22 protein-coding genes and 2 pseudogenes are annotated in these 25219 nt (G+C 43.1%); 8 read left to right on the top strand and 16 right to left on the bottom strand.

Features of this window, described 5'->3' with window-relative positions; all coding sequences use genetic code 11:
• Positions 1–45: 45 nt before the first annotated feature.
• From cobB to lolC, 5 genes are read right to left on the bottom strand one after another with little or no spacing between them, the layout of a single operon-like run.
• Complete coding sequence (gene cobB, locus EKN56_RS06930; protein ID WP_130591102.1) at positions 46–894, bottom strand: Sir2 family NAD+-dependent deacetylase; 849 nt, start codon at positions 892–894, stop codon at positions 46–48.
• Between the two features lie 28 nt (positions 895–922).
• Positions 923–1834, bottom strand: coding sequence for an N-acetylglucosamine kinase (gene nagK / locus EKN56_RS06925; protein WP_130591101.1), 912 nt, complete (start codon positions 1832–1834; stop codon positions 923–925).
• A 28-nt stretch (positions 1835–1862) separates the two neighbouring features.
• Entirely contained in the window at positions 1863–3116 is a 1254-nt protein-coding gene (gene lolE / locus EKN56_RS06920; RefSeq protein WP_130591100.1) for a lipoprotein-releasing ABC transporter permease subunit LolE, read from the bottom strand.
• Complete coding sequence (gene lolD, locus EKN56_RS06915; protein WP_130591099.1) at positions 3116–3820, bottom strand: lipoprotein-releasing ABC transporter ATP-binding protein LolD; 705 nt, start codon at positions 3818–3820, stop codon at positions 3116–3118. Before lolD ends, lolE begins: the two co-directional genes overlap by 1 nt.
• Positions 3813–5015 (bottom strand): lipoprotein-releasing ABC transporter permease subunit LolC, encoded by a 1203-nt coding sequence (gene lolC / locus EKN56_RS06910; RefSeq protein WP_130591098.1) that lies wholly within the window; start codon positions 5013–5015, stop codon positions 3813–3815. The genes lolD and lolC overlap by 8 nt, the downstream gene beginning before the upstream one ends.
• 419 nt (positions 5016–5434) lie before the next feature.
• Here lolC and mfd point away from each other — a divergent pair, with 419 nt between their 5' ends.
• Positions 5435–8884: a transcription-repair coupling factor gene (gene mfd / locus EKN56_RS06905; protein WP_130591097.1), complete on the top strand. Its 3450-nt coding sequence runs from the start codon at positions 5435–5437 to the stop codon at positions 8882–8884.
• 86 nt (positions 8885–8970) lie between these two features.
• On the opposite strand, the gene EKN56_RS06900 is transcribed toward mfd, so the two are convergent.
• From EKN56_RS06900 to EKN56_RS21455, 8 genes and pseudogenes are all read right to left on the bottom strand, one after another.
• The gene (locus tag EKN56_RS06900) at positions 8971–10275 is read right to left on the bottom strand and encodes an NAD(P)/FAD-dependent oxidoreductase (RefSeq protein ID WP_130591096.1); all 1305 of its coding nucleotides are present in this window, start codon (positions 10273–10275) and stop codon (positions 8971–8973) included.
• A gap of 253 nt (positions 10276–10528) precedes the next feature.
• Complete coding sequence (ycfP, locus tag EKN56_RS06895; RefSeq protein ID WP_130591095.1) at positions 10529–11068, bottom strand: alpha/beta hydrolase YcfP; 540 nt, start codon at positions 11066–11068, stop codon at positions 10529–10531.
• A gap of 84 nt (positions 11069–11152) precedes the next feature.
• Entirely contained in the window at positions 11153–12202 is a 1050-nt protein-coding gene (gene nagZ, locus EKN56_RS06890) for a beta-N-acetylhexosaminidase (RefSeq protein ID WP_185955886.1), read from the bottom strand.
• Between the two features lie 155 nt (positions 12203–12357).
• Entirely contained in the window at positions 12358–12939 is a 582-nt protein-coding gene (gene lpoB / locus EKN56_RS06885; protein WP_130591093.1) for a penicillin-binding protein activator LpoB, read from the bottom strand.
• 12 nt (positions 12940–12951) lie between these two features.
• Complete coding sequence (gene hinT, locus EKN56_RS06880; RefSeq protein ID WP_130591092.1) at positions 12952–13302, bottom strand: purine nucleoside phosphoramidase; 351 nt, start codon at positions 13300–13302, stop codon at positions 12952–12954.
• Between the two features lie 75 nt (positions 13303–13377).
• On the bottom strand, positions 13378–13530 hold the full coding sequence (locus EKN56_RS20900; RefSeq protein WP_168189620.1) for a hypothetical protein: 153 nt from the start codon (positions 13528–13530) through the stop codon (positions 13378–13380).
• A 174-nt stretch (positions 13531–13704) separates the two neighbouring features.
• Positions 13705–14766 (bottom strand): annotated as a pseudogene (locus tag EKN56_RS06875) (autotransporter family protein); the annotation flags it as partial.
• Between the two features lie 25 nt (positions 14767–14791).
• Positions 14792–16048 (bottom strand): pertactin-like passenger domain-containing protein, encoded by a 1257-nt coding sequence (locus EKN56_RS21455; protein WP_168189619.1) that lies wholly within the window; start codon positions 16046–16048, stop codon positions 14792–14794.
• A 931-nt stretch (positions 16049–16979) separates the two neighbouring features.
• Between EKN56_RS21455 and EKN56_RS06865 the strand changes: the two genes are divergently transcribed.
• Positions 16980–17210 carry a DNA polymerase III subunit theta gene (locus tag EKN56_RS06865; RefSeq protein WP_130591089.1) on the top strand — a complete coding sequence of 77 codons (231 nt, stop codon included), beginning with the start codon at positions 16980–16982 and terminating at the stop codon, positions 17208–17210.
• 422 nt (positions 17211–17632) lie between these two features.
• On the opposite strand, the gene EKN56_RS06860 is transcribed toward EKN56_RS06865, so the two are convergent.
• Positions 17633–18061, bottom strand: a complete 429-nt coding sequence (locus EKN56_RS06860; RefSeq protein ID WP_130593626.1) for a universal stress protein — start codon at positions 18059–18061, stop codon at positions 17633–17635.
• An 870-nt stretch (positions 18062–18931) separates the two neighbouring features.
• On the opposite strand from EKN56_RS06860, the gene EKN56_RS06855 reads away from it, so the two are divergent.
• Positions 18932–19192, top strand: a complete 261-nt coding sequence (locus tag EKN56_RS06855; protein WP_130591088.1) for an IS1 family transposase — start codon at positions 18932–18934, stop codon at positions 19190–19192.
• A 356-nt stretch (positions 19193–19548) separates the two neighbouring features.
• On the opposite strand, the gene EKN56_RS06850 is transcribed toward EKN56_RS06855, so the two are convergent.
• Positions 19549–19842 (bottom strand): hypothetical protein, encoded by a 294-nt coding sequence (locus tag EKN56_RS06850; RefSeq protein ID WP_130591087.1) that lies wholly within the window; start codon positions 19840–19842, stop codon positions 19549–19551.
• Positions 19843–20409: 567 nt separating this feature from the next.
• On the opposite strand from EKN56_RS06850, the pseudogene EKN56_RS06845 reads away from it, so the two are divergent.
• Positions 20410–20837: pseudogene (locus tag EKN56_RS06845) on the top strand (TOBE domain-containing protein).
• Positions 20838–20912: 75 nt separating this feature from the next.
• On the opposite strand, the gene icd reads toward EKN56_RS06845, so the two are convergent.
• Positions 20913–22166: an NADP-dependent isocitrate dehydrogenase gene (icd, locus tag EKN56_RS06840; protein WP_130591086.1), complete on the bottom strand. Its 1254-nt coding sequence runs from the start codon at positions 22164–22166 to the stop codon at positions 20913–20915.
• 132 nt (positions 22167–22298) lie between these two features.
• On the opposite strand from icd, the gene rluE reads away from it, so the two are divergent.
• The 4 genes from rluE to hflD all read left to right on the top strand — a co-directional run bounded on the left by rluE (position 22299) and on the right by hflD (position 25213).
• On the top strand, positions 22299–22919 hold the full coding sequence (gene rluE, locus EKN56_RS06835; RefSeq protein ID WP_130591085.1) for a 23S rRNA pseudouridine(2457) synthase RluE: 621 nt from the start codon (positions 22299–22301) through the stop codon (positions 22917–22919).
• Positions 22912–23361 (top strand): NUDIX domain-containing protein, encoded by a 450-nt coding sequence (locus EKN56_RS06830; protein ID WP_130591084.1) that lies wholly within the window; start codon positions 22912–22914, stop codon positions 23359–23361. Before rluE ends, EKN56_RS06830 begins: the two co-directional genes overlap by 8 nt.
• 122 nt (positions 23362–23483) lie before the next feature.
• On the top strand, positions 23484–24587 hold the full coding sequence (mnmA, locus tag EKN56_RS06825; protein ID WP_130591083.1) for a tRNA 2-thiouridine(34) synthase MnmA: 1104 nt from the start codon (positions 23484–23486) through the stop codon (positions 24585–24587).
• A 2-nt stretch (positions 24588–24589) separates the two neighbouring features.
• Positions 24590–25213, top strand: a complete 624-nt coding sequence (gene hflD / locus EKN56_RS06820) for a high frequency lysogenization protein HflD (protein ID WP_130591082.1) — start codon at positions 24590–24592, stop codon at positions 25211–25213.
• Positions 25214–25219: the final 6 nt, after the last annotated feature.

The following is a 25219-nucleotide window of genomic DNA, read 5'->3' as shown; positions in this document are numbered from 1 at the left end:
CAATGGTTAATAAATAATCCCTTATTTATTAACCATCTACTATCATTACTTCTTTACACAATCAGTCGCAATGGTATTTAAAAAAGTATCCTGAATATATTTGGGTACCACTTCACTGGCTAAACCATAGTGTTTTTCCGTAAAGCTACTGCCAACCTGGCTCTCTTCCAGATTCAACTCTACGGTATGGGCACCATATAAACGGGCGCTGCGTACAAATCCAGCGGCAGGATAAACATGACCCGAAGTGCCGATAGCAATAAAGTAATCAGCTTCAGCAATGGCCTGATTTATTTTATCCATTTCAAACGGCATTTCACCGAACCAGACAATATGCGGACGCATCGGTTGCGGAGGCTGACAACAGTCGCAGAGATCGTTAACCGACAAATCCCCTTTCCACTCGCTAACCTTGCCTGATTGAGTACAACGAACTTTCATCAGTTCACCGTGCATATGGATAATTCGCATATTACCGGCACGTTCATGTAAGTTATCGACGTTTTGCGTAATTAGCAGAAAGTTATTGCCCAGTACGTCTTCCAGTTTAGCCAGTGCTTTGTGTGCTTCATTGGGTTGAATTTCAGGATTGAGCAATTGGCGGCGGCGGGCGTTGTAGAATGTCTGAACCAGTTCCGGATTGGCTTCAAAACCTTCCGGAGTCGCGACATCTTCAATACGATGCTCTTCCCATAATCCATCTGACGCCCGGAAAGTACGAATGCCGGATTCAGCAGAAATACCTGCGCCAGTTAATACGACTACTGATGGATTTTGGCTGGCTTTCACCTCTTCACAGGCTGAACATAGTACGCTGTGGTAATAACGCATACGATGGCGCTGATGTCGTATATGTTTCACTCTCGTACGAAACAAACGGCGATGAACTCGCATTGCTACAAACTCCTTTTATTACCCGGATTTAATCCAATAAATTTAAAAATGCGGCGCCACGAACACCGCCAGAATCGCCCCAGCGGGCTTTTTCGATACGAGGTACTTTTGCCACGCTTAATAAGTGTGGCTTAATTCGCTCTGGTAACAAAGGATACATCTCATCAAAGTTTGATAATCCACCGCCAATCACCACTAAATGTGGGTCGAGAACGGTAAAAATATTAGCCAGACAAACCGCCAGTAAATCTAAGAAACGCTCGACGTGTTCAACGGCTTTCGCCTCTCCGGCTCGATAATGCTGGATAATTTGCTGAGCCGGTAATTTTTCATTAAAGAAATGCTGATACACCCATTCAAATCCCCGGCCAGAAATATAGTTCTCAATACAGCCCGCATGACCACAACCGCAGGCTACACGGGGAATATCTCTGCCCAACACGTCCAGTGCATCAACCGGTAACCTCAAATGACCAAACTCACCAGCAATGTAATGACGACCGCTAAAGGTTTTTCCATTGATAACAATGCCGCCACCAACCCCGGTACCCAGAATAATACCTAATACGCTGGCATACTGGCGAAACTCACCATCCCAGGCTTCTGACAGGGCAAAACAGTTGGCATCATTATCGACTCGTACCGGGCGCTGAATTAAGGCTGCCAAATCCGACGCCAATGGCTTCCCCATTGCAGCCGGAACATTAGCGGTAAACAGTTCCCCCGTTTCACTATCGGGCATACCAGGAATGCCAATACCGACCTTACCCTGGCATCCTAACTGACTATCCGCCTCGAGAACCAGCTCTGATAGTACTTTCAATAATGCCGGGTAATCATCACGAGGAGTGGGAACCCGTTTTTGAATCAGACGATGATGTTGTTCATCAAAAGCACCGAACTCTATTTTGGTACCGCCCATATCAAAACCGTAGTACATATTCCTTCCTTTCTCGCTTATCATACTGTTATTGCCCGCTCAACACGCGAGCAGGATCAATGCGGCTTGCGCGTCGGGCTGGATACCAGCTGGCTATCAAACTCAGAATAATCGAAGTGATCAGTACGCTAACCACATCAAGCCAATGTAATTCAGATGGCAGGAAATCAATAAAATAGACGCCACCCGATAAGAAATGGTGTCCAATCATGTTTTCTATCATCTTTATGATATTAGTGAGCTGCATGGATACGATCACACCAACGACCACACCACTGATGCTACCAATCAAACCTGCCATTAAACCGTACCAGATAAACACCGAACGAATCAGCCGGTCTTTCGCACCCAGCGTTCGCAATACAGCTATATCTGAGCTTTTATCTTTTACTGCCATCACCAGCGTTGAAACAATGTTAAAACAGGCAACACCAATCACCAGAATCATCGCCAGATACATGATGCTGCGTACCAGTTGAATGTCACGGTACATATAACCATAGGTCGAAATCCAACTGCGGTAATAGGCATATTTACCCGTCGCTTCTACCGCGCGCTTAGAGACCACATTGGCAGTGAAAACGTCATTCGCTTTAAATGCGATACCGGTGACACTATTCCCCATCTCCAGATATTGCTGAGCGTCACTCAGTGGCACCATACCAAAGCTATGATCGAGCATGCCACTCAGCTGTAAAATTCCCGCAATATGCAGACGAATACGCTGCGGCTGACCGATTTTCATCTCACCACTTGGGTCACTGCTTGGGATCATGACCGTTACCCAATCCCCCTGCTTTACATTTAGTTCGTCAGCAATGCCTTTGCCCAGAATCAGTTGCTGCTCACCGGCTCTAAACGCTTTCCAGGCATTATTTTGTACGAACTGCGGTAAGGCACTCAGTTTTTCTTCCTGATCCGGTTGAACACCGTGAACCTGAATCGCTCGTAGTTGAGTACCGCTTTCCACCAGACCAGTGAACGAAATAAAAGGTGCAGCCGCTGCTACACCGTCTGTCTGTTCAACTTGTTTTAGTGCCGCAGGCCAGTCATTAAATGGCTGATCGACCGCTTCAATTTCACCATGGGGAACTACCGCCAGAATGCGGTTCTTCAGTTCACGTTCAAAGCCATTCATGGCACTCAGGCCAATAATTAATACCGCTACACCCAGCGCAATGCCTATGGTCGAAATGATAGATATCAGCGATACCATTCCACTGCGGCGTCGCCCACGGCTAAAACGAAGTGCAATTTTTAACGACAGAGGGGCAGCAGACATTACTCAGCCTCCAGCATCATTGACTGCTGACTCAGGTGGCCATCACGCATTTCAAGCTGACGATCGAGGCGACGGGCCAGCTTCAGATCATGAGTGACGACCAGAAATGCGGTGCCCTGCTGGCGATTCAGATTTCCTAACAGTTCAAAAATACTGTCAGCGGTGCGTTGGTCCAGATTACCGGTGGGCTCATCCGCCAGTACCAGTGCCGGATTGTTAACCAGTGCCCGGGCTATCGCCACTCGCTGGCGTTCGCCACCGGAAAGTTCTGATGGACGGTGTGCCGCTCGTTTTTCCAGCCCTACTGCTGCCAACATTGCTCTGGCGCGGTCTTCCGCTTCTGAAGGTTTAACCTGACCAATCATTAGCGGCATGGCGGCATTTTCTAATGCGGTAAAATCTGGCAATAAATGGTGAAACTGATAGATGAATCCCAGTTGTGTATTACGTAGTTCTGCTTTGGCGGTTGAACTCATAGAGCTCAAAGAACGATCTTTAAAAATAACATCACCGGAGGTTGGTGCATCTAATCCGCCAAGCAGATGCAAGAGCGTACTTTTACCCGAACCAGAACTACCGACAATCGCCATTAGCTCACCCGGAGCCATTGAAAAGGCAACGTTTTTCAACACTTCGGTTTTCAGCTTGCCTTCCTGATAAGTTTTGCAAAGGTCTACACATTGCAGTAACAAAGATTTATTCATAGCGTAATGCCTCTGCGGGTTGTACGGCGGCAGCCCGCCAGGAAGGATAAAGCGTGGAAAGCAGCGCCAGTCCCATAGAGAACAGCGCAATGATAATCACCTGAGAATAATTGATAACTACCGGTAAGCCCGCCCCGGACAGCGAACGCCCAATAAATGGCATCAGTACATTCAGGTTACTGGCGAGAAGAACGCCCAATAGTGAACCTAACAGCGCGCCAATGATGCCGGCCGTAGCTCCCTGAACCATAAACACGCTCATAATATGGCGACGTTTTAGCCCCTGAGTTTTCAGAATAGCGACTTCGCCTTGTTTCTCCATTACCAGCAGGCTAAGAGAAGTCACAATATTAAACGCGGCTACGGCGATAATCAGGCCAATCAGCAGCCCCATCATGTTTTTTTCCATCCGAACCGCCTGAAACAGTTCACCTTTGCGATCCCGCCAGTCTTTCATCACCAGCCCTTCGGGTAATGGCTGTTGGCTAAGAGAAACCACATCCAGCGGTTTTTGCATATACAAACGCCAGCCGCTGATATTACCCACCGCATAACGCATTAAGCGGGAGGCGTCTTGCTGATTCACCAGCAATTCGCTGGCATCGACTTCACTACCGGCAGCAAAAGTACCAACCACGGTAAACAAACGCTGGCTGGGAATGCGTCCCATCGGCGTAAACTGACTGGCTCCGGTGACCATAATTCTGATTTGATCGCCCAGCTTGATACCCAGCTGTTCTGCCAGCTTCTCACCGAGAATCACCCGATAGCTGCCCGCCTCCAACTGAGAAACATGGGCACCGTATACCGCACCCGCCAATGGATCATTATCTTCTTTATTGATACCCAACATCACACCAACAGAGAGCCCTTTGGCGCTCTGCAAAATAACATCACCGGTGGTTAGCGGAACAATGCGTGTGATGCCCGGTAGCGACGATAGCTGGGTAACGGGATGTTCCTGAGGATTGATATTCCCCTGTTTGGTGGTGACTAATGCCTGTGGCATCAGCCCTAAAATATTCTTTTCCAGCTCCTGTTCGAAGCCATTCATTACCGATAAGACGGTAATTAACGCCATCACACCGAGAGTAATACCGATGGTGGACAACCAGGACACAAACTGGCTAAACCGGTCTGTCGCTCTTCCACGCATGTAGCGCAGACCTATAAATAACGCAACGGGTTGATACATTAAGATCTATTTACTCTTTTTATGGACGCTCACCTGTGAGTACTTCCCGGTAAGTCAGTCAGCCAGTAATAAAAATCATCGTATTAGGACGAAACGCTTTCATTGCATTATCGCTCAGGGATAATAAAGGCTGATGGCACTTTATGGAACCTTTAAGCGCTTATCTGCCGATATTTCTTCCGGGCGCATTTTATCATTGATATACCGATGGAAAAATCCCCGTTACCCCAACCTTTACACAGATTTAAATCTTATTTCACCGGACAACAGCCCATGGATTAGATTAATATAGAACCCATCATGACCTGTGCCATGATGCACAACGTTACATATACTCAGCCAGATTGATATGGGATGTGCTTTTGTCACCTATCCCTACGGGTTTAACCACCTGACAGATAAAGAGATTTTATTACAGAATGTCCCTTCAACATCGCTTTACGCTACCAGAGCGCCCGGGTGACTTGCGTCAGATAGGTCATTTATACGGTTCTTCCATTGCCGTTATCAGTGCCGAAATCATTAACCGGCATTCTGGTCCGGTTCTGTTAATTGCTGCGGATATGCAGCAGGCTCTGCGAATTAACGATGAACTGCGTCAGTTTACCCGCAAGCCTGTAACGGCGCTGCCCGATTGGGAGACGCTGCCCTATGACAGTTTCTCTCCCCATCAGGAGATTGTCTCTTCACGCCTCTCCAGCCTGTATCAACTACCACAGATGCAAGACGGCGTGATGATTCTGCCGGTTAACACCCTGATGCAGAAAGTTTGTCCTCATTCATTCTTGATGGGACACGCACTGGTGGCGAAAAAAGGCGATCGCCTGTCGCGAGATAATTTGCGCGCCCAGTTAGAACAGGCAGGTTATCGCTCGGTAGATCAGGTACTGGAACACGGTGAGTTTGCTACCCGTGGCGCTCTGCTGGACCTCTTCCCGATGGGAAGCGAAGAGCCTTATCGCCTGGACTTTTTTGATGATGAAATCGACAGTATTCGCCTGTTTGATGTAGACACTCAGCGCACCCTGAACGAAGTGGAGCATATTAATCTCCTGCCGGCCCATGAGTTCCCAACGGATAAGAATGCTATTGAATTATTTCGTAGCCAGTGGCGCGAGCAATTTGAAGTACGACGCGATCCGGAACATGTTTATCAACAGGTCTCTAAAGGCGTCTGGCCCGCCGGTATTGAATACTGGCAGCCACTCTTTTTCAGTCAACCTCTTCCAGCCCTGTTTAGCTATTTACCAGAGAATACTTTGCTGGTTAGTCTGGGAAATATTGAACAAGCCGCCGAACGTTTTTGGGCCGATGCTTCACAGCGTTTTGATAATCGTCGTGTTGATCCCATGCGTCCTCTTCTGCCTCCGGACAACTTGTGGTTACGCGTTGACCAACTATTTGCTGAATTAAAACAGTGGCCACGTATTCAGCTTGATCATGAAAGCGTTAGTAAAAAAGCAGGTAGCCTGAATCTGGATTATCAGCCGCTACCGGATATTGCCGTTCAGCATCAAAATAAGTCACCGTTAGATAACCTGCGTCGCTTTATTGAATCTTTTGCAGGGCAAGTGGTGTTCTCAGTGGAAAGTGAAGGCCGCAGAGAGACATTGCAGGAGCTATTAGCGCGCATTAAGTTACGCCCTGTATTAATAGATGAACTCGCTCAGGCGCAACAGCCAGGCCAGTATCTGATGATTGGCGGCTGTGAACACGGTTTTCTTGATAATAACAACCAGCTTGCCGTTATCTGTGAAAGCGACCTGTTAGGCGAGCGTATTATGACTCGCCGTCAGGATAATCGACGGACAATTAATACCGATACCCTGGTGCGTAACCTGGCGGAGCTTCGCCCGGGACAGCCAGTAGTTCATCTTGAACACGGCGTCGGTCGCTATGCGGGTCTGACTACATTAGAAGCGGGTGGTATTAAAGCTGAATACTTGATTCTGACTTATGCCGGTGAAGATAAGCTGTATGTTCCGGTCTCTTCTTTGCATCTCATCAGTCGTTATTCCGGTGGTGCCGAAGAAAATGCGCCGTTGCATAAACTGGGTGGCGAAGCCTGGAGCAAAGCGCGGCAAAAAGCGGCAGAAAAAGTACGTGATGTGGCGGCAGAGCTACTGGATATTTATGCCCGTCGTGAAGCCAAGCCGGGATTTGCTTTCAAACAGGATCGCGAACAGTATCAGCAATTCTGTGAATCATTCCCTTACGAGCCAACGCCAGACCAAACCAATGCCATTGGCGCAGTTTTAGGGGATATGTGCCGGACTAACGCCATGGACCGTTTGGTATGCGGTGACGTGGGCTTTGGTAAAACCGAAGTGGCGATGCGGGCCGCATTCCTTGCGGTTATGAATAATAAGCAAGTCGCTATTCTGGTACCCACTACGCTGTTAGCCCAACAGCATTATGATAACTTTCGCGATCGCTTTGCCAACTGGCCGGTGCGCATTGAGGTGATGTCGCGCTTCAGAACCGCTAAGGAACAACAGCAAATTTTAGAGGCTGCCGTCGAAGGTAAGATTGATATTCTGATTGGCACCCACAAATTACTTCAGAGCGATCTGCGCTGGAAAGATTTAGGCTTACTGATTGTCGATGAAGAGCACCGCTTTGGTGTTCGTCAGAAAGAACGCATTAAAGCGATGCGTGCCAATGTGGATATTCTGACATTAACCGCTACCCCTATTCCACGAACCTTAAATATGGCCATGAGCGGTATGCGCGACCTGTCGATTATCGCCACGCCACCAGCACGTCGTTTAGCGGTGAAAACCTTTGTTCGCGAGTATGATGACCTGATTATTCGCGAAGCTATTTTGCGGGAAGTGTTACGTGGTGGGCAGGTCTACTACCTCTATAATGATGTCGCCAGCATCAATAAAGCAGCAGAACATCTGACTCAGTTAGTACCCGAAGCTCGTATCACCATTGGTCACGGCCAAATGCATGAGCGAGATCTGGAACGCGTCATGTCAGACTTCCACCATCAGCGTTTTAACGTTCTGGTGTGTACCACCATTATTGAAACCGGTATTGATATTCCAAATGCCAATACCATTATTATTGAACGTGCTGACCGTTTTGGACTGGCGCAACTTCATCAATTACGTGGGCGTGTGGGCCGTTCTCACCATCAGGCTTACGCCTATCTGCTCACTCCACATCCAAAAGTCATGACGACCGATGCGGTTAAGCGTCTGGAAGCCGTGGCTTCACTGGAAGATTTAGGCGCTGGTTTTGCATTAGCCACGCACGATTTGGAGATTCGCGGTGCCGGTGAGCTGTTAGGAGAAGATCAAAGTGGTCAAATCACCACTATCGGTTTCTCGCTGTACATGGAGCTTCTGGAAAGCGCAGTAGACGCACTGAAAGATGGCCGCGAACCGTCATTAGAAGATTTGACTCAAAGCCAGACCGATGTAGAACTACGAGTCCCGGCGCTGTTGCCAGACGACTATATGCCAGATGTAAATACTCGCCTGTCATTCTACAAGCGTATTGCCAGTGCAATGACCGAAGACGATCTGGATGAACTGAAAATCGAACTGATTGACCGTTTTGGCCTGCTACCTGATGCGACCCGTAATCTGTTACAAACCGCAGCCATACGTCAACGCGCTAAAAAGCTGGGAATTAAGCGTATTGAAGGCAATGAAAAAGGCGGATTTATTGAATTCAGTGAGCGTAACCATGTCGATCCAAGTTATCTGATTGGTCTGCTACAGAAACAACCTCAACGCTACCGTCTGGATGGTCCAACCAAACTGAAGTTTAATATCGATTTAACTGACAGAATAAAGCGGTTGGAATTTATCACTGAATTGCTGGGAAATTTTGAACAACACCGATTGGCATCTTAATTAACCCGTTCTGATAACGGAATAGTTTAAAGGGGAATTCAGCTATTAACTGAATTCCCCTTCTCATTTAGTGCCTGATGAAATAATTAATGCAACTTCAACCTTGGTCGAATAATCCGGTTAATACTTCCCACCAGCACAATCAGTCCGGTCTTCACACAGCCAAACAGCGCAACCTGATGCATACGGTACAGAGAAATATAGGCCAGACGAGCCAGACGGCCTTCGATCATCATTGAGCCTTTGGTCAGGTTACCCATCAGACTACCAACGGTGCTGTATTTCGATAACGAAACCAGCGATCCGCGGTCAGTATAGCGATAGTTTTTCAAAGTGCCGCCGTTAAGCAGAGCCATAATATTGTGGTAACACAGCGTTGCCATTTGATGTGCGGCCTGAGCGCGTGGAGGAACTGGCGTGCCATTATCTTGCATGCAGTTAGCGCAATCACCTAAAGCAAAAATGGAAGGAACACGAGTAGTTTGTAGCGTTGGTTCAACCACTAACTGATTAATGCGATTAGTTTCCAAACCTGCAATATCTTTCATAAAATCAGGTGCTTTAATACCCGCAGCCCACACTAAAAGATCGGCTTTAATAAACTCACCGTCTTTAGTATGTAATCCATTAGCATCAGCGCTGGTTACCATGGTTTTGGTTAATACGTTTACACCTAAATTGGTCAATTCCTGATGGGCAGAAGAAGAGATACGTACCGGCAGCGCAGGTAGAATACGCTCACCCGCTTCGACCAGAGTAACGTTTAATGCTTTACTATCCAGTCCTTTATAACCATAGCTGTGTAACTGTTTTACTGCATTGTGCAACTCAGCTGACAGTTCAACGCCCGTTGCCCCACCACCAACAATAGCAATGTTGACTCGCTCTTCTTCATGAGGTTGAGAAGAAAACTTGAGGAACAGGTTTAGCATTTTATTATGGAAAAGTTGCGCCTGTTTTGGATTATCCAGATAGATACAGTGATCTTTGACGCCTGGCGTACCAAAATCATTAGAAACGCTACCCAGCGCCATTACCAGAATGTCATAAGACAAATTGCGCTCAGGTACCAGCTCTTCCCCCTGCTCATTATCAATACGTGCCAGACGAATAAACTTGTCGTCACGGTTAATATCGATCAATGTCCCCAACTGGAAGCGAAAAGCGTTGTTCCTGGCATGAGCCAGATAGCTTAATGCATCGACACCATCATCCAGCGCACCGGTTGCCACTTCATGTAATAAAGGCTTCCATAAGTGACTGTGATTGCGATCCACCAGCGTGATTTCCGCTTTTCCTTTACGACCCAGTTTTTTACCCAGACTAGTCGCAAGCTCAAGGCCACCCGCGCCGCCGCCAACAATGACAATTTTTTTAGTTTCTGTTTCCACGTTAATATCCCACTAAAAAATAAACCACGAATTCGGGTAATGGTTTTCTCTCATCGCCTTTTAAAACAACAGCTCGACTTGATTCTCATTACAACATTGGAGACAGAATATCATAATTGGGCATTTGGTCATACCAAAATTGATGTAAATCAATTTATGTTAAAACTACACACTTTCATTTCATTTACATCAACAACAGGCATAAAAAAACCGGCAGTCAAAACTGACTGCCGGTTGATTATCTGAAAGAGAATTATCGTTGCTTAAATGCTTTTATAGCCTGCAAATGGGAAGAAATTTCTTTGAATTTATGCCCCTGCTTTTCGTCCCAAATCAACGGATAGTAAGGACTTAGCACTTCAGCACTACGCTGGCTATCCAGCGCTTCATCATGTCGGGAGAGGATCACTAAACAGTTATCCTGATTTTTGGTACGAAACTCAGCCACACACTTAGTCGCAATATCCAGATACTCTTCAGGACGGTCAATCTTTCCGGGCATATTCTCATGAGGAAACAAATTCGGATTGAAAACAGTTTGGCGAATACCGCATAAAAAACCAATTCTTTCAGCCCAAAAGCCCCCCAGCCCTACACCACAAATCAACGGTGAACTATCTTCCGATTGCTGTACGGCTTTATCTGTTTCTTTCAATAAATATTGCATGTCATGGCGCGGATGGCGTGTGCTGTAACTGATAAAGCGCACATCCGAATCAATAAACTGTAGCTGTAAGACCTTTTCATGATTCCCCGGACTGGTTGAATCAAAACCGTGTAAATAAATAATCATATTTAGCCCCACTGCCTACCGGTGTATGACGTCATTACCTTATCTTGCCCAAAAAGAGTGTTTCTGTTCAACTCTTTTATTGATTCAGCCTTGTCTTTCTTTCATCTGCTGCTTGTGCTGTTCCCAACGCTCGCTAAGCTCACTCAGCTGTTTATTCGCCTGTTTCCAGCGAGGTAACGCCAGTAAGTCACGACGAGTCATCTTATTTTTATGATAAAGCGGGGTAATTCTTTCAGCATGAATACGCATATCAGAAGGTAAACCATCCAGAACGCTAACAGCACCCTGCCGATTATTACATACCAGAATCATATCGCATCCGGCATCTAAAGCCGCCAGCCCACGTTCGGAGTAACTTCCCATAATGGCGGCACCTTCCATTGACATATCATCCGAAAACACCACACCACTGAAGCCAAGCTGTTGGCGCAGAATATTCTTTAACCAGTAAGGTGAACAACTGGCTGGACGCGGATCGACCTCACGATAGATCACATGGGCTGGCATGACCGCATCGAGAAGTCCTGCTGCAAATAAATGGCGGAATACCAACATATCTTTATCAAACAGTTGCTGATAAGTACGAGTATCTACCGGTGTTTCTTTGTGAGAATCAGCAGACACTGCGCCATGCCCGGGAAAATGTTTACCGGTTGCACGCATTCCTGCGCTATTCATTCCCTGAATAAACTGACTGGCTAACAACATGACGACTTCCGGATCGCTGTGAAATGAGCGTTCGCCGATTGCTGCACTGGTATGGCCGACATCAAGTACAGGCGCAAAACTAATATCAATATCCATAGTAGTCAGCTCTGCCGCCATTAACCAACCGGCTTCCTGTGCCATTTGTTCAGCCTGACGATCTTCCAATAGCGCAGCAAACGATTGTGGAGCGGGTAATTGAGTAAATCCTTCACGGAAACGCTGTACTCGCCCCCCCTCCTGATCCACCGCCACTAACAGGCGATGGTGAGACGCTTCTCTGACCTGACGAACCAATTCGGCTAATTGCTTAGGATCGTGAAAGTTACGGGCAAAAAATATTAAACCACCCACCAAAGGATGCTTTAATATCTCACGCTCTTCGGCATCAAGTTCATAGCCGACAACATCTAACATCACTGGTCCCACATTAACCTCACTTTTCATACTCTGAATTAATATAAATCTGAATGGCCTGTATAGTTCATTATGTTTAAAATAACGGCCCTGTTATGAAAACAGGCTAAACCTGCACAAAACAAATTTAGCCCTTTAACTTCATGATCTGATAGCTATTCAACTCATCAACGTTGAGTATTTCCCTGACCAGACCAGATAATTTCACCGGTTGAAGTCTGCAACAGTTGAATCATGATTTCCGGCAGGCTTGGATTACCGCTGGCTGATGCATAGACCACATATTTAGCCCCTAAATAACGCGCTAAACTCACCGCTTTCGCCCGGGAAACCAAACTATCATCCCCTTGTAGCCCCAGCGCCTGACGAGCTTCATTCAGCTTACTTTCAGGTACTAACTCAAAATGGCTGTTAGACTGCATAGCTTCTTTTAATGCATCGGTAGCATCTACCGTCGAAATACTGCCAGAAGTATTATTTTTTACCTGATTCAGCAACAAAATACCGTTATTGGTTTCTGCCGCAGAAGCGCTAACCATTTTATTAACCAGAGGCTGCACACTGGCCATCCAGTTAATAGGCGCTTCTGGTGGTGGTAATGTCGGCGGCGTTGGCGGCGGCTGATACGGAGGTTGAGCGGGCGGCTGAGGCGTTACCACTACCGGCGGCTTAGGTTGGGGCTTAGTCCCCTGACAACCAGCAAGCGCTAAAACCGCTAAGCCTAATCCCAAAAACAAAATCTTTTTCATTCTCAGCTCCAGTTAACGGGATAGCATTGGTCCCAGAATTTTACCACCCAGCAAATGCATATGAATGTGGTAAACCTCCTGACCGCCATGACTATTACAGTTGACGATCAGACGATAGCCATCTTCAGCAATACCTTCCTGTTCGGCAATTTTAGAGGCCACGACCATCATTCTTCCCAACGCTTGCTCATGCTCAGGTTTTACATCATTTACCGTTGGGATCAGAATATTTGGAATAATCAGAATATGAGTTGGAGCCTGTGGAGAAATATCGCGAAACGCAGTTACCAGTTCATCCTGATAAACGATATCTGATGGAATTTCACGACGAATAATCTTACTAAAAATAGTTTCTTCAGCCATAGGTGCCTCTTATATAGAAATAAGCATGGGTCAGGTGCTTTCAGTATGAGTGAGATAATTCTGCTGTTTCAAGTTTTACGATAAATGAAAAGCATCAATAATCAGCGTTAAGCCTGCAATAGCTGCAACTGCAATTAAAAAATAGCGTAGATGGAATCTTGTCCCTCTGGCTGCCAGTACCAAACAGCCAACCAGAATAATTATGCGAAAAATTGACTCTGAATCCATGATACCTATCCATAAATAGCCAGAAAGTACTGGCGGCAACTAATTAAATATTGGCGGATTATAGCCCGAATCAGCGGGGAGCACTATGGCGCTACGGTTATGACAGAAAATATTATAAAAACGGCCTCCAAAGGAGGCCGTAAATAAACTGGATATTTAACTATATGTAGACAATTAGAAACGGCCCTGCACACCCGCATGGATAACATAACCGTCAAAGTCACCTTCAAAACTTTGCAGATATTTCGCATCCATATAGAACGATGTGTTTTTAGTGGCATTAGCTGTCATACCCGCACCTGCTTGCCACCAAGTAGAATCAAAGTCAGCTGTAATATCAGTGCCGCCAACATTAACGCTAGGATCTTTACCTATAGTAGAAACAGCATCTAATGTCAGATAAGGTTTAAAGAATTCGCTTTCTTTATTCACTGCCTGATCGCGGAAGAAACGGATACCGGCACGTGCTAAACCGCCATTATAATCATCACCTTTAATGTCAGAAACTTCATCACTGAAGTTTTCAGATGTTAGATATTGATAAGCGATCTGGCCTTGCGGTTCAATTTTCCAGTTTCTGGTCACGCCAAACGGCTTGCCACCTTCCAGAGAAACAATGGCACCATAGCTCTTCTGGTCAGCATCATAACGACTGTTATAGCTGTTATCATAATAGGTAAATTGAGTTACCGCATCGATATAGCCACCGTCTTGAGCATAGCGGGTATAATAACCACCGATACTGTAAGCATTAGTGGTGATATCACCAGTATTAATACTTTCACCAGCAGCAGTACGGCCTTTATCTTTCGCTTTAGTATGCTCCTGACCTAATGTTACAGTCAGACCACCAGTAACAGATGTCCCCGCAGAAGTGGTGTCTTCATAGATGTCACGGCCAAATTGAGCAAACATGGTGTCAACATCATAGTTGAAGCGGCCAGATTTAGACTCTAAATGGCTGCCGCCAAAGCGACCCCACGTTTTATTATCAGAACCTCTGGCGAACTGCTGAGTATCACCCATACGCTCATGCAACGTACCTATCGTTTGATAACCGTATAACATATTGACATAAGGGGCAGCGATATACCCAGGTACTTCCTGACGATAAGACTTCGCTGTGTCTTGTGGTGTTGGAGTAGGCGTAACTGGATTAGTTGGGTCTACTGGATTAGTCGGATCTACTGGAATAATAGGATCCACAGGCGTAGGTGCTACATTTCGTAAATACCAGTCATTAACATCCGCTCCAGCTACATCACCTTACATACAGGTAGTAGTCGAAAGCACCCATGCTGACATAGTTGCCATTACCTAACGTAAATTGTGATGTGCTGTTACCATCAATTTGAACAACTTTAATACCATCATCTACGGTATAAGCACCATTACCATGAGCAGAAACAAACAGACGGTGGTTACCTTCCGCATCTCCCGTTACGTGAATTTGGTCAGAGTTAGTTCCTGCACCACCTTCATTCAGTTCGGTATGAATGTAAAAATCACCGCTACCTGACAGGCTACCGGTTGTTAATACGCGGTTATACGTAGTACCTGTTGGCGTCGCAAATTTCACCGAACTGTTTGTCATCTGCAAAGAGGTAATGGTTGAAGAATCAGTCATGTTCCAGGTACTCCCTGTCGCCTGTAACTTGATATCACCATTAGCCTTACCGGTAAATTCTGAATTAGTCATTGCGGTATCTAGCTTAGCACCGCTATCCACATTCATATCGCCAGTAATATTAGTATCTACAAACGTTGAAACCCAATCGCCGCCGGTCACTTTCACTGCGTTACCCGTAGCAATACTTAGCTCTGAATTAATAAAACTCAGTGCTCCATCAGTAGCAGGCCCTTCTAAAAGAATCAGGTTTGAGGCTGAAGTCGTTGTTAATGTGCTTCTCGTACTACTATTTCCGATAGCAACTTCTGAACCTTCATTAGCATAAACAGCTTCTTTAGTGGATGTAATATCTGCTCCACCACTTAAATTAACTTTACTATCGCCAGTGACAGCGACACCGGTTCCTGCTGAATTAATTTTAGTTGAGCCTTTGATAAGAACGTCACCACCCGCTTCGGCATCAACACCTGAACTCAGAGCACCATTGGTGATAACAGTAATGTTTCTGTTTAATGTGACAGAACTACCCGCTCCCTTAGATAGAACACCAATACCATTGCCGCTCGATGGAGTGGTAGTAACGGATGTACCATCAGTACTTACTGTTGATATAACACCTGTTGTTATGGTTATATCACTGATAGTACCATCAAAAACAACCTTACTACCCGCTTCTGCACTTAGACCATTTCTTGAATCAGAATAAATTTCTTTTAAAACGTTCTGATCGTCTACCAGTGTCCCACCACTGTAGGCACGTAAAACATAAGCGCCCGAACTATTCACCGCATAAATATTAGCGTCCGGGTTAGCTGAAAGATCCAGCACACTGCCATTAGCCTGTGTTGAAGTCGTATTTACATCAGCAACAGACACATTGCTATACATTACTGTTCCAGCCAGAGCTACAAAAACAGATAATGGTCTCAATTTCGCATTAATTATCAACATATCCAAATATCCCTATTAATAAATATTATCTGTGTCAACTTATTCTGTTCAAATAAATCACAGCGCAACAATATAGTTTTCACTTAACGTCTCATCTTATTAGCAGGGACTAAAAACAATCCCAAAAAATATAAGAAAACTCTTAAACCAACTAATATGAGAATTTTAACAAATCAAAGAATGTTAAAAGCACAAAGAATATACAGGCGTCTAACCATAGGCGTCCGTTACTCAATTAGAATCCGAAAGGACTATAATCAATATTCAAAAAAAATAAAGATAAAATTGCCATAAAATATCTTTTATATAAGTCAAGAAAACAGACTACCATCTCATAAAAATAATCATGATTTATAATTTTCATGTAAATACATTTAAATAAACAACAAAAAATGCTTAAAAATCAAAAGAAATGAAATATTAATAAAAAATAGATCATTATTTTAATGATTATTTGAAAACAAATAGAATTTTTATATAAATAAAAAAATATCATTAAACCACCAATTCACTGAACTTCACAATTACACATAAAATTAAATGGAAAATAATCACGAAAATATTAAAAAAACCACCTTAAAATAATAAAAAAGAAATACACCAAAATTAATTAATAAACAAATTTTTTCTCTTACGATATAAAAACATTAACACGGGGGAATTATTACCATGTGTTAGCATGTAGTTGGCTTGTATTAATATTATTTCTAATTCCGGCAAAAACCAATATCTTAAAAAGAGTGTTTTTGTCCTTCAGGAAAGTTAAAAATAGATTTTGAGATACATTAAAATCACCAATAAAAACTCACACAATGAAATCAGCTAAAAGTCAGGGTATAATCATCGCCAGATACAGAGGAGTTTAGATATGAGTCATAATCTGGCAGATCTTCCAAAAGAAGAGCGTGAAAAGGTCGACGTGGATTTGCACGCATCAGGTATTGCGTATAAAGAACGTTATGGTATGCCATTTAACTTTCGTGAAATCGAAGCGTTGATTCCGGTTAACCTTCGGGAATACTTTAAGCAACGCGTCGATTTCTATCGTAGTAACCCCTACCACTTGGGTAAGTTACCCTATATTGCTAATGAAAAATAACTACAGTGACCTGATATATACATAACAAAAAAGTACCTGAACATAAGGTATAACCCAATACAACAGGCAACCAGTCATCTCACTGACGCATTCTATAATAGTAGTCAAACATGGCCTGTAATCTTATCTATCCACTTCGTTTTTTTATGTGTACAGCGTAAAAAATGAAAATTTGCTCCATCCATTGATGTTTATCATTATGTGACTAAAATCACACTCACAATAGAATTTCGTGATAAATATCACATTAAGATTTAGAAGGAGGATAAGTTATGAAAACGATGAAATCGATGTTTTCTCGTCTTAATCAGTTGGTTAATGACCTGTCAAAACCAACTTTTTACTAAGACAATCCGGGGCAGCTTCAGCTGATATTCCCCTACAACAAAGCCACCATTCGGTGGCTTTGTCATTTTAGCCGCTTATCTTACAACCAGGACGCAAGTATTCGCATATCGCACAATACCCGACGCATTTGATCCTAATAGATGGGTGGTTATATTTGGCCTCCTTGAGCCAATAACAATTAAATCTGCAGACACTTCACTCGCAACTACGGCTATTTCATCTCTGGGCGAACCAAATGCAATAGAGTAGGAAACCTGCCCCACAGGGAGATCAATTGAATCTGCCAGTTTCTTAAGGTCTTCTTCTGCTTTAACGGAAGCTTTATCTTTGAGCTCTGGATAGCCCAAAGCATAAGAGTTAATAATAGCTGATGAGATAGGTAATACGTGGAGTAATCTCATCTTCGCATCTGACAATTTAGCCAGATATACCGCATGCTTGACTGCATTCCCTGTCAGTTCTTCTTCCAGAATATCCACCGGGACTAAAATAGATTTGTACATCATGCACTCTCCTCTAATTTAGAAACAGAAAAGATCGGCTGATAACATTATATTTCATTACCCATCATTTTTTGTGAGTTGGCTAACTTAACAGCAATAACTTGTCATTAGTGAAGAAAAAACATCTTTCAGATGGTTATCACAAAGTATGAACTTTACATGAAAAGGTATGATCGGTTAGTATCTTCATTGACATTGTTTATCTTGAATAACGACCATGTTATTAATGCCAGCGCTTTAGCTGGCATTTTTTTACTCAAACATCCGCTCTTATGATAAAAACACTTTCTTTCAACAATATCTTTAACCCTACTTTTAACATAACTGTATAAAATATTTAGATGTTATTTCTCAGATTAATTATTAAGTTACCCATTAATAAAACTAACTTTTTCATCATAAATAACAAAATTGAAACATCTATAATCAATATTCAAAAAATCAAATTCTATAAAGAACCATCATTTGATGATTTTATAATTTAGATAAAAATTAAAATCAACACATTTACAAAAAATTAAAAATCATTGAACCATAAAATAAATCAATAAAAATCAATTGGTTAATAAAGATGAAATCATATGAATCAATAAAATTAAAAAAACAAAATCACATTGGCCATTGACAAGAAAATCCCATTAATTAAAATAAAAACATCAATGGCAATCTAATTGTTTTAAAAAATCAAGAAAAAATCAAACCAGCAATTTAAAAACCACACAAAAAACAAGTTATCAAGCCTGTTAAAAATGAAAATAAATAAAGAAAAAATGATGATTTTAAAAATAATTATCAACATATTAACAAGGCCTAAAATTAATTAATATGAAATCAAAAATATTGTTACCCACATTAAATAATGGAGTGTTTATGAATAAAAATATCATATGTATATTTTGTGAGGATGAGACGAATGTTACCAAGTTTGGGACAACAAAAACCAATATACAACGCTATCGTTGTAAAGCTTGTGGTAAATCATTCCAAACTGATTACCTTTACAGAGGAAAAGAATCTTTGGCTCTCTCATACACCATTCAAAAACTCTCCTCTTCTGGATATTCTCCTGAAGAGATAAGAAAAATGACCGATGCCAGACAAGAGACAATTTTTAGACACCTAAATAACTAAGCTACAGCTATAGATATATGGTTCTACTCTTATGTCATTTTTTGATTGCATTAATATACATGCTCATATAATAAAAAATTAAAATATTTATCAACTATATTATGATTTTTTAGTAAAAATGGGAGGTTATACTCCCACTCACTATGAAAGGTCTATCAATTTTTATCAAATCATTCACTAAATTAACTATCGCTATCAGACACTTTTTAGCTTATTAGCGATGAGCTTAATAACGATAATATTTTTATTCGTATCAATTTTTAGTGGTTTTAATTTAACAGCTAGTTTTAACTTGTCATTATCATCTAAACAGAATTTTCTATAAGTTAGATCAATAAAATACATCCAATTGATATTTAATCAGTTTCAATACCCAATATGGCATTCACTCCACCATCATTAAGAAGAAAGTCAAGACCTCTGTTTGTAATGCGTAACTGTCCTAAATTAATCATATAATCATTCACACAACGGGTGATTCCGCTGGTCAAAAGTTTATGCTCTTCAAGATAGAGTAAATTAGCAACAAGAGTATCTTTATCACCAGCGACTGAAAGTAATGGTAGCCATTCCTCTCTATGAATATTATTAGGATATACGTTAGATAAAATTTTCAATATGCTATTTTGTAGATCTCTGTTGATTTTCAAAACACTCTCTCCCTTAGTTTTTCCCCGGCAAGAATAACACTTAGGCTAATTCAATTACATAATTTATTATTATAAAGAATATAAATATACTACCGATAAAGCTTTAGAGGAATCAATAGTTAAATCAGATTTCATCTACATCTATTTTACGAAATTATTAGTAATTTAGTTGCTAAAAATAAAAATATTGAATGATTTAAAAAGCAAATCTGATATGCATTAGCCTGTATAAAAAACAGATCATTTATTTTATTTCTATTTATAGGCAATCACTATTAATCATCTATCTTTTGCGTTGACAAAATCTTTCCTTATATGATTTAGTTAATTTTTTATTTAAAAATACATTCTGATATCGTCAGCAATCATTCAATAATAAATTCATAACACTAAATATATTAACTAGTTAGTATTAGAAAAGATGATATCTATCTTAATACGCCTAAGTCACTATTCAACACTTACACCAGAAAAATCGTGGACCTCAAAAATGAACATTAGTGTTGAAATCAGATCGCCGTTTTAGGTAGTCTGCTGTTACCACAGGCTACGAATGAAAGGTAAAAAATGAAAGTATCCGCAAGAAACCAGTTAAAAGGCATTATTGAATCCATCAATTCTGGTGCAATCAACGATGAAGTCGTCTTACATTTAAACGGCGGAGAAAACATTACTGCAGTTGTCACTAAAACAGTGTAACGACATTAGGCTTAGTAAAAGGTAAAGCGGCTATCGCTATCTTTAAAGCTCCCTGGGTAATTCTGGCATCCGCTGAAAATGGTTTGAACTTCTCTGCCCGTAATCAGTTTAAGGGTAATGTTGAGTCATTAGAAAAAGGCAGCGTGAACTCGATTGTCAATATGGTTACTGAGACTGGCCTTAAGCTATCTGCCGTCGTTACCAACAATAGCGTTGAAGAAATGCAGCTTCATACAGGTGCCCCCATTATAGCTCTTATTAAGGCATCAAACGTTATTCTGGCTACTGAGAAATAAGCTAAACAAAAAACCGGATCCAATAAAAAACGGGAGCATTCAGGCTCCCGTTAATATTTGTGACACTTTTTACAATTACATGCAGCCGATCACATCTTTGCCAAACTCGCTGCAGGAGCGCTCTTTAGCATCATCCATCATACGGGCGAAGTCATAAGTGACAGTTTTATTCTTAATTGCCCCTTCCACGCCTTTGATGATTAGGTCAGCCGCTTCGGTCCAGCCCATATGACGCAGCATCATCTCAGCAGACAGAATAACTGAACCCGGATTCACTTTGTCCTGACCAGCATATTTTGGTGCCGTACCGTGAGTCGCTTCGAACAACGCACAGTCATCACCAATGTTTGCTCCTGGTGCAATACCAATACCACCAACTTGTGCAGCCAGCGCATCAGAAATGTAGTCACCGTTAAGGTTCATCGTTGCGATCACATCATACTCTTCCGGACGCAACAGAATTTGTTGCAGGAAAGCATCAGCGATAACATCATTGATAATAATATCTTTGCCAGTTTTAGGATTTTTGACCTTCAACCATGGGCCGCCATCAAGCAGTTCACCACCAAACTCTTCTTTCGCTAACTGGTAACCCCAGTCTTTGAAAGCGCCTTCGGTAAATTTCATGATGTTGCCTTTATGAACCAGCGTAACAGAGTCACGATCGTTATCAATCGCATACTCAATTGCTGCACGAATCAGGCGTTTACTTCCCTCTTCCGAGCACGGTTTAATACCGATACCGCACTGTTGTGGGAAACGAATTTTAGTTACGCCCATTTCGTCACGCAGGAATTTAATCACTTTATCAGCTTCGGCTGTACCAGCTTTCCACTCAACACCTGCATAGATATCTTCTGCGTTTTCACGGAAAATCACCATATCGGTCAAATCAGGGCGTTTAACCGGACTTGGCGTCCCCTCAAAATAACGCACCGGACGCAGACAAATATAGAGATCCAACTGCTGACGTAGTGCTACGTTCAACGAACGAATACCACCACCAACCGGTGTTGTCAGAGGACCTTTAATAGCGACTTTATATTCACGAATTAAATCCAGCGTCTCATCAGGTAACCAGACGTCTTTACCATATACCTGAGTTGATTTCTCACCAGTATAGATTTCCATCCAGGAGATTTTGCGCTCGCCGCCGTAAGCTTTCTTTACTGCCGCATCAACAACATCAATCATGACAGGCGTTACATCGACACCAATACCGTCGCCTTCAATATAAGGAATAATAGGATCTTGCGGAACTGTGAGTTTGCCATTAGCGTTAACTGTAATTTTTTTACCTGTGGCAGGAACAACTACTTTGCTTTCCATCAAACTCTCCTCTGAGGACATGTTTGTTAATTTTTTGTAAGATGCGTACATGATACTACTTGAATACTTTCAGTCCGCCAATCAAAAACTTTTTCAAGTATAATGATTTAACGATTCAACACGCGAAATGTCATGTTAAAGCTAGCAACTAAAAAAAATTCTGCCACTGGCAGAAGACAAAAAACCGTCAACCGTGCGCCAAAAGGCCCACGGCGCGTAATCTTGTTCAATAAACCCTTTGATGTCTTGCCTCAGTTCACCGATGAAGCCGGCAGAAAAACCTTAAAAGATTATATTTCTGTAACCGGCGTTTATGCCGCGGGAAGACTGGATCGCGATAGCGAAGGCCTGCTGGTTTTGACAAATGACGGCAAATTACAGGCAAAATTAACACAACCGCAACATAAAACAGGGAAAGTCTATTTGGTTCAGGTGGAAGGAATTCCTGACACTGAAGCACTGGAAAAATTACGTCATGGCATAACGCTTAATGATGGTCCAACTCTTCCCGCGGGAGCAGAGCTCATTGCTGAACCCGATTGGTTATGGCCACGGGATCCGCCAATTCGCGAACGCAAAGCGATTCCAACCAGCTGGATAAAAATCACGCTGTATGAAGGGAGAAACCGTCAGGTTCGCAGGATGACAGCTCATGTTGGATTTCCAACCCTGCGATTAATTCGTTACAGTCTGAATAACTGGAATCTTGATGGCCTTGCCCCTGGCGAGTGGAAAGAGGTGAAATATGTCTGACAACCAATATAAACCCCATGTCACCATGGCCTGTGTTGTTCAGGCTGAAAATCGATTTTTGATGGTAGAAGAACGGATTCATGGTTTGCCAACATTAAATCAACCGGCTGGTCATCTTGAGGCCCACGAAACGCTGTTAGAAGGTGCACAACGCGAACTTTGGGAAGAAACTGGTATTCATGCCGCACTGCAATCTTTGTTGCAAATTTATCAGTGGATTGCCAACGATGGCACACCGTTTATTCGCTTTACTTTTGCCATTGATTTACCAGAAATGCCTGAAACCATGCCTCACGACAGCGATATTGACCGGTGCCTGTGGTTAACGGCGGAAGAAATTATTCATGCGCCTAATTTACGTTCTCCTTTAGTCAGAGAAAGTATGATTCGCTACCTACAACCTGAACGCTACCCCCTTTCAATACTGGAAAACTTTAAATAGCGAAAAAGCGTTTGTGTTAAGCGGTGCGCCGGCGCTATCAACGTGCTAAAATGCTGCGCTGCAAAGCAGTCTCAACAATATATTTTGTATCACCCTAAGTCATAACAGTACGTGAGAGCCCCATGTCAGATAATAGCCAGAAAAAAGTCATTGTCGGTATGTCCGGCGGTGTTGACTCCTCCGTTTCAGCCTGGTTGCTACAGCAACAGGGCTATCAGGTGGCCGGTTTATTTATGAAAAACTGGGAAGAAGATGATTCCGATGAATATTGTTCCGCCGCCACTGACCTGGCGGATGCTCAGGCTATCTGCGATAAGTTAGGCATCGAACTATATACCATCAACTTCTCCGCAGAATATTGGGATAACGTATTTGAGCATTTTTTGGCTGAATACAAAGCAGGCCGTACGCCAAATCCGGATATTCTGTGCAATAAAGAGATCAAATTTAAAGCATTCCTGGAATTCGCAGCAGAAGACCTAGGCGCAGATTACATTGCAACTGGGCACTACGTACGTCGTCAGGATGTTGATGGTAAAAGTCGCCTGCTGCGTGGCGTCGATACCAATAAAGATCAAAGCTATTTTCTTTATACTTTAAGCCATGAACAAGTTGCTCAAAGCCTGTTTCCCGTTGGCGAACTGGAAAAACCGGAAGTTCGCAAAATTGCTGAACAGTTAGATTTAGCGACAGCAAAAAAGAAAGACTCCACGGGTATCTGCTTTATCGGTGAGCGTAAATTCAAAGATTTTCTGGCCCGTTATTTACCTGCGCAACCGGGTGACATAGTGACTGTTGATGGTGACAACGTTGGTACCCACCAAGGGTTGATGTATCACACTCTGGGTCAGCGTAAAGGATTAGGCATTGGCGGTTTGAAAGACGGTGGTGAAGATCCATGGTACGTGGTTGATAAAGACCTCATAAATAATCGCCTGATTGTTGCACAGGGTCACGACCATCCCAGCCTGTTCTCTAATGGTTTAATAGCCCAGCAGCTACATTGGGTCGACCGTAATGAAATCACTGAAACGTTCCGCTGTACGGTTAAGACTCGTTATCGTCAGCAGGATATTCCTTGCACAGTGATCCCTCATGCTCCGGATCGGATTGAAGTTCGTTTTGACGAGCCCGTAGCAGCGGTTACCCCAGGACAATCGGCCGTATTTTATCAGGGCGATGTTTGCCTTGGCGGCGGCGTTATTGAAGAACGTTTACAGGATTAATTGTGGCAAAAAATTATTATGATATTACTGTAGCGCTGGCTGGCATTGCTCAGTCAGCTCGTTTGGTTCAACAACTGGCTCATAACGGTCAGTGTGATAACGATGCCCTTTCTGTTTCGCTAAAAAGCATTCTGGTGACAGATTCCCCTTCTACTCTGGCGGTTTTCGGGCATGAAAGCGATCTGAGTGTAGGACTAGATACCTTACCCTGTGTTCTAACCAATAACCGTCAGGAGCTTAGTGCAGAAATCACACGTTATGTGCTTAGCCTGATGGTACTGGAACGTAAACTTTCGGGTAATCCTCAAGCATTAAATGAACTATCGAATCGCATCAGCCAACTCGATCGTCAACTGGCTCATTTTGATATTGAGTCAGAAACCATTATTAGTTCCCTTGCCAGTATCTACGTTGACATTGTCAGTCCTCTGGGACCGCGCATCCAGGTGACAGGCTCCCCGGAAGCGTTACAAAAGCCACTGGTTCAGGCTAAAGTCCGTGCAGCACTGTTAGCCGGTATTCGTGCTACGGTACTTTGGCAGCAAGTCGGTGGAAGCCGTCTGCAATTTATGTTTTCACGCAATCGCCTGTTACAGCAGGCCAGAGAAATTGTTGCTCATCGTTAAACTTTC

It is taken from the genome of Limnobaculum zhutongyuii (assembly GCF_004295645.1).
Lineage (GTDB): Bacteria > Pseudomonadota > Gammaproteobacteria > Enterobacterales > Enterobacteriaceae > Limnobaculum > Limnobaculum zhutongyuii.
The sequence above is the reverse complement of the archived record's forward strand: the minus strand, read 5'-3'. Positions and strand labels throughout refer to the sequence as shown.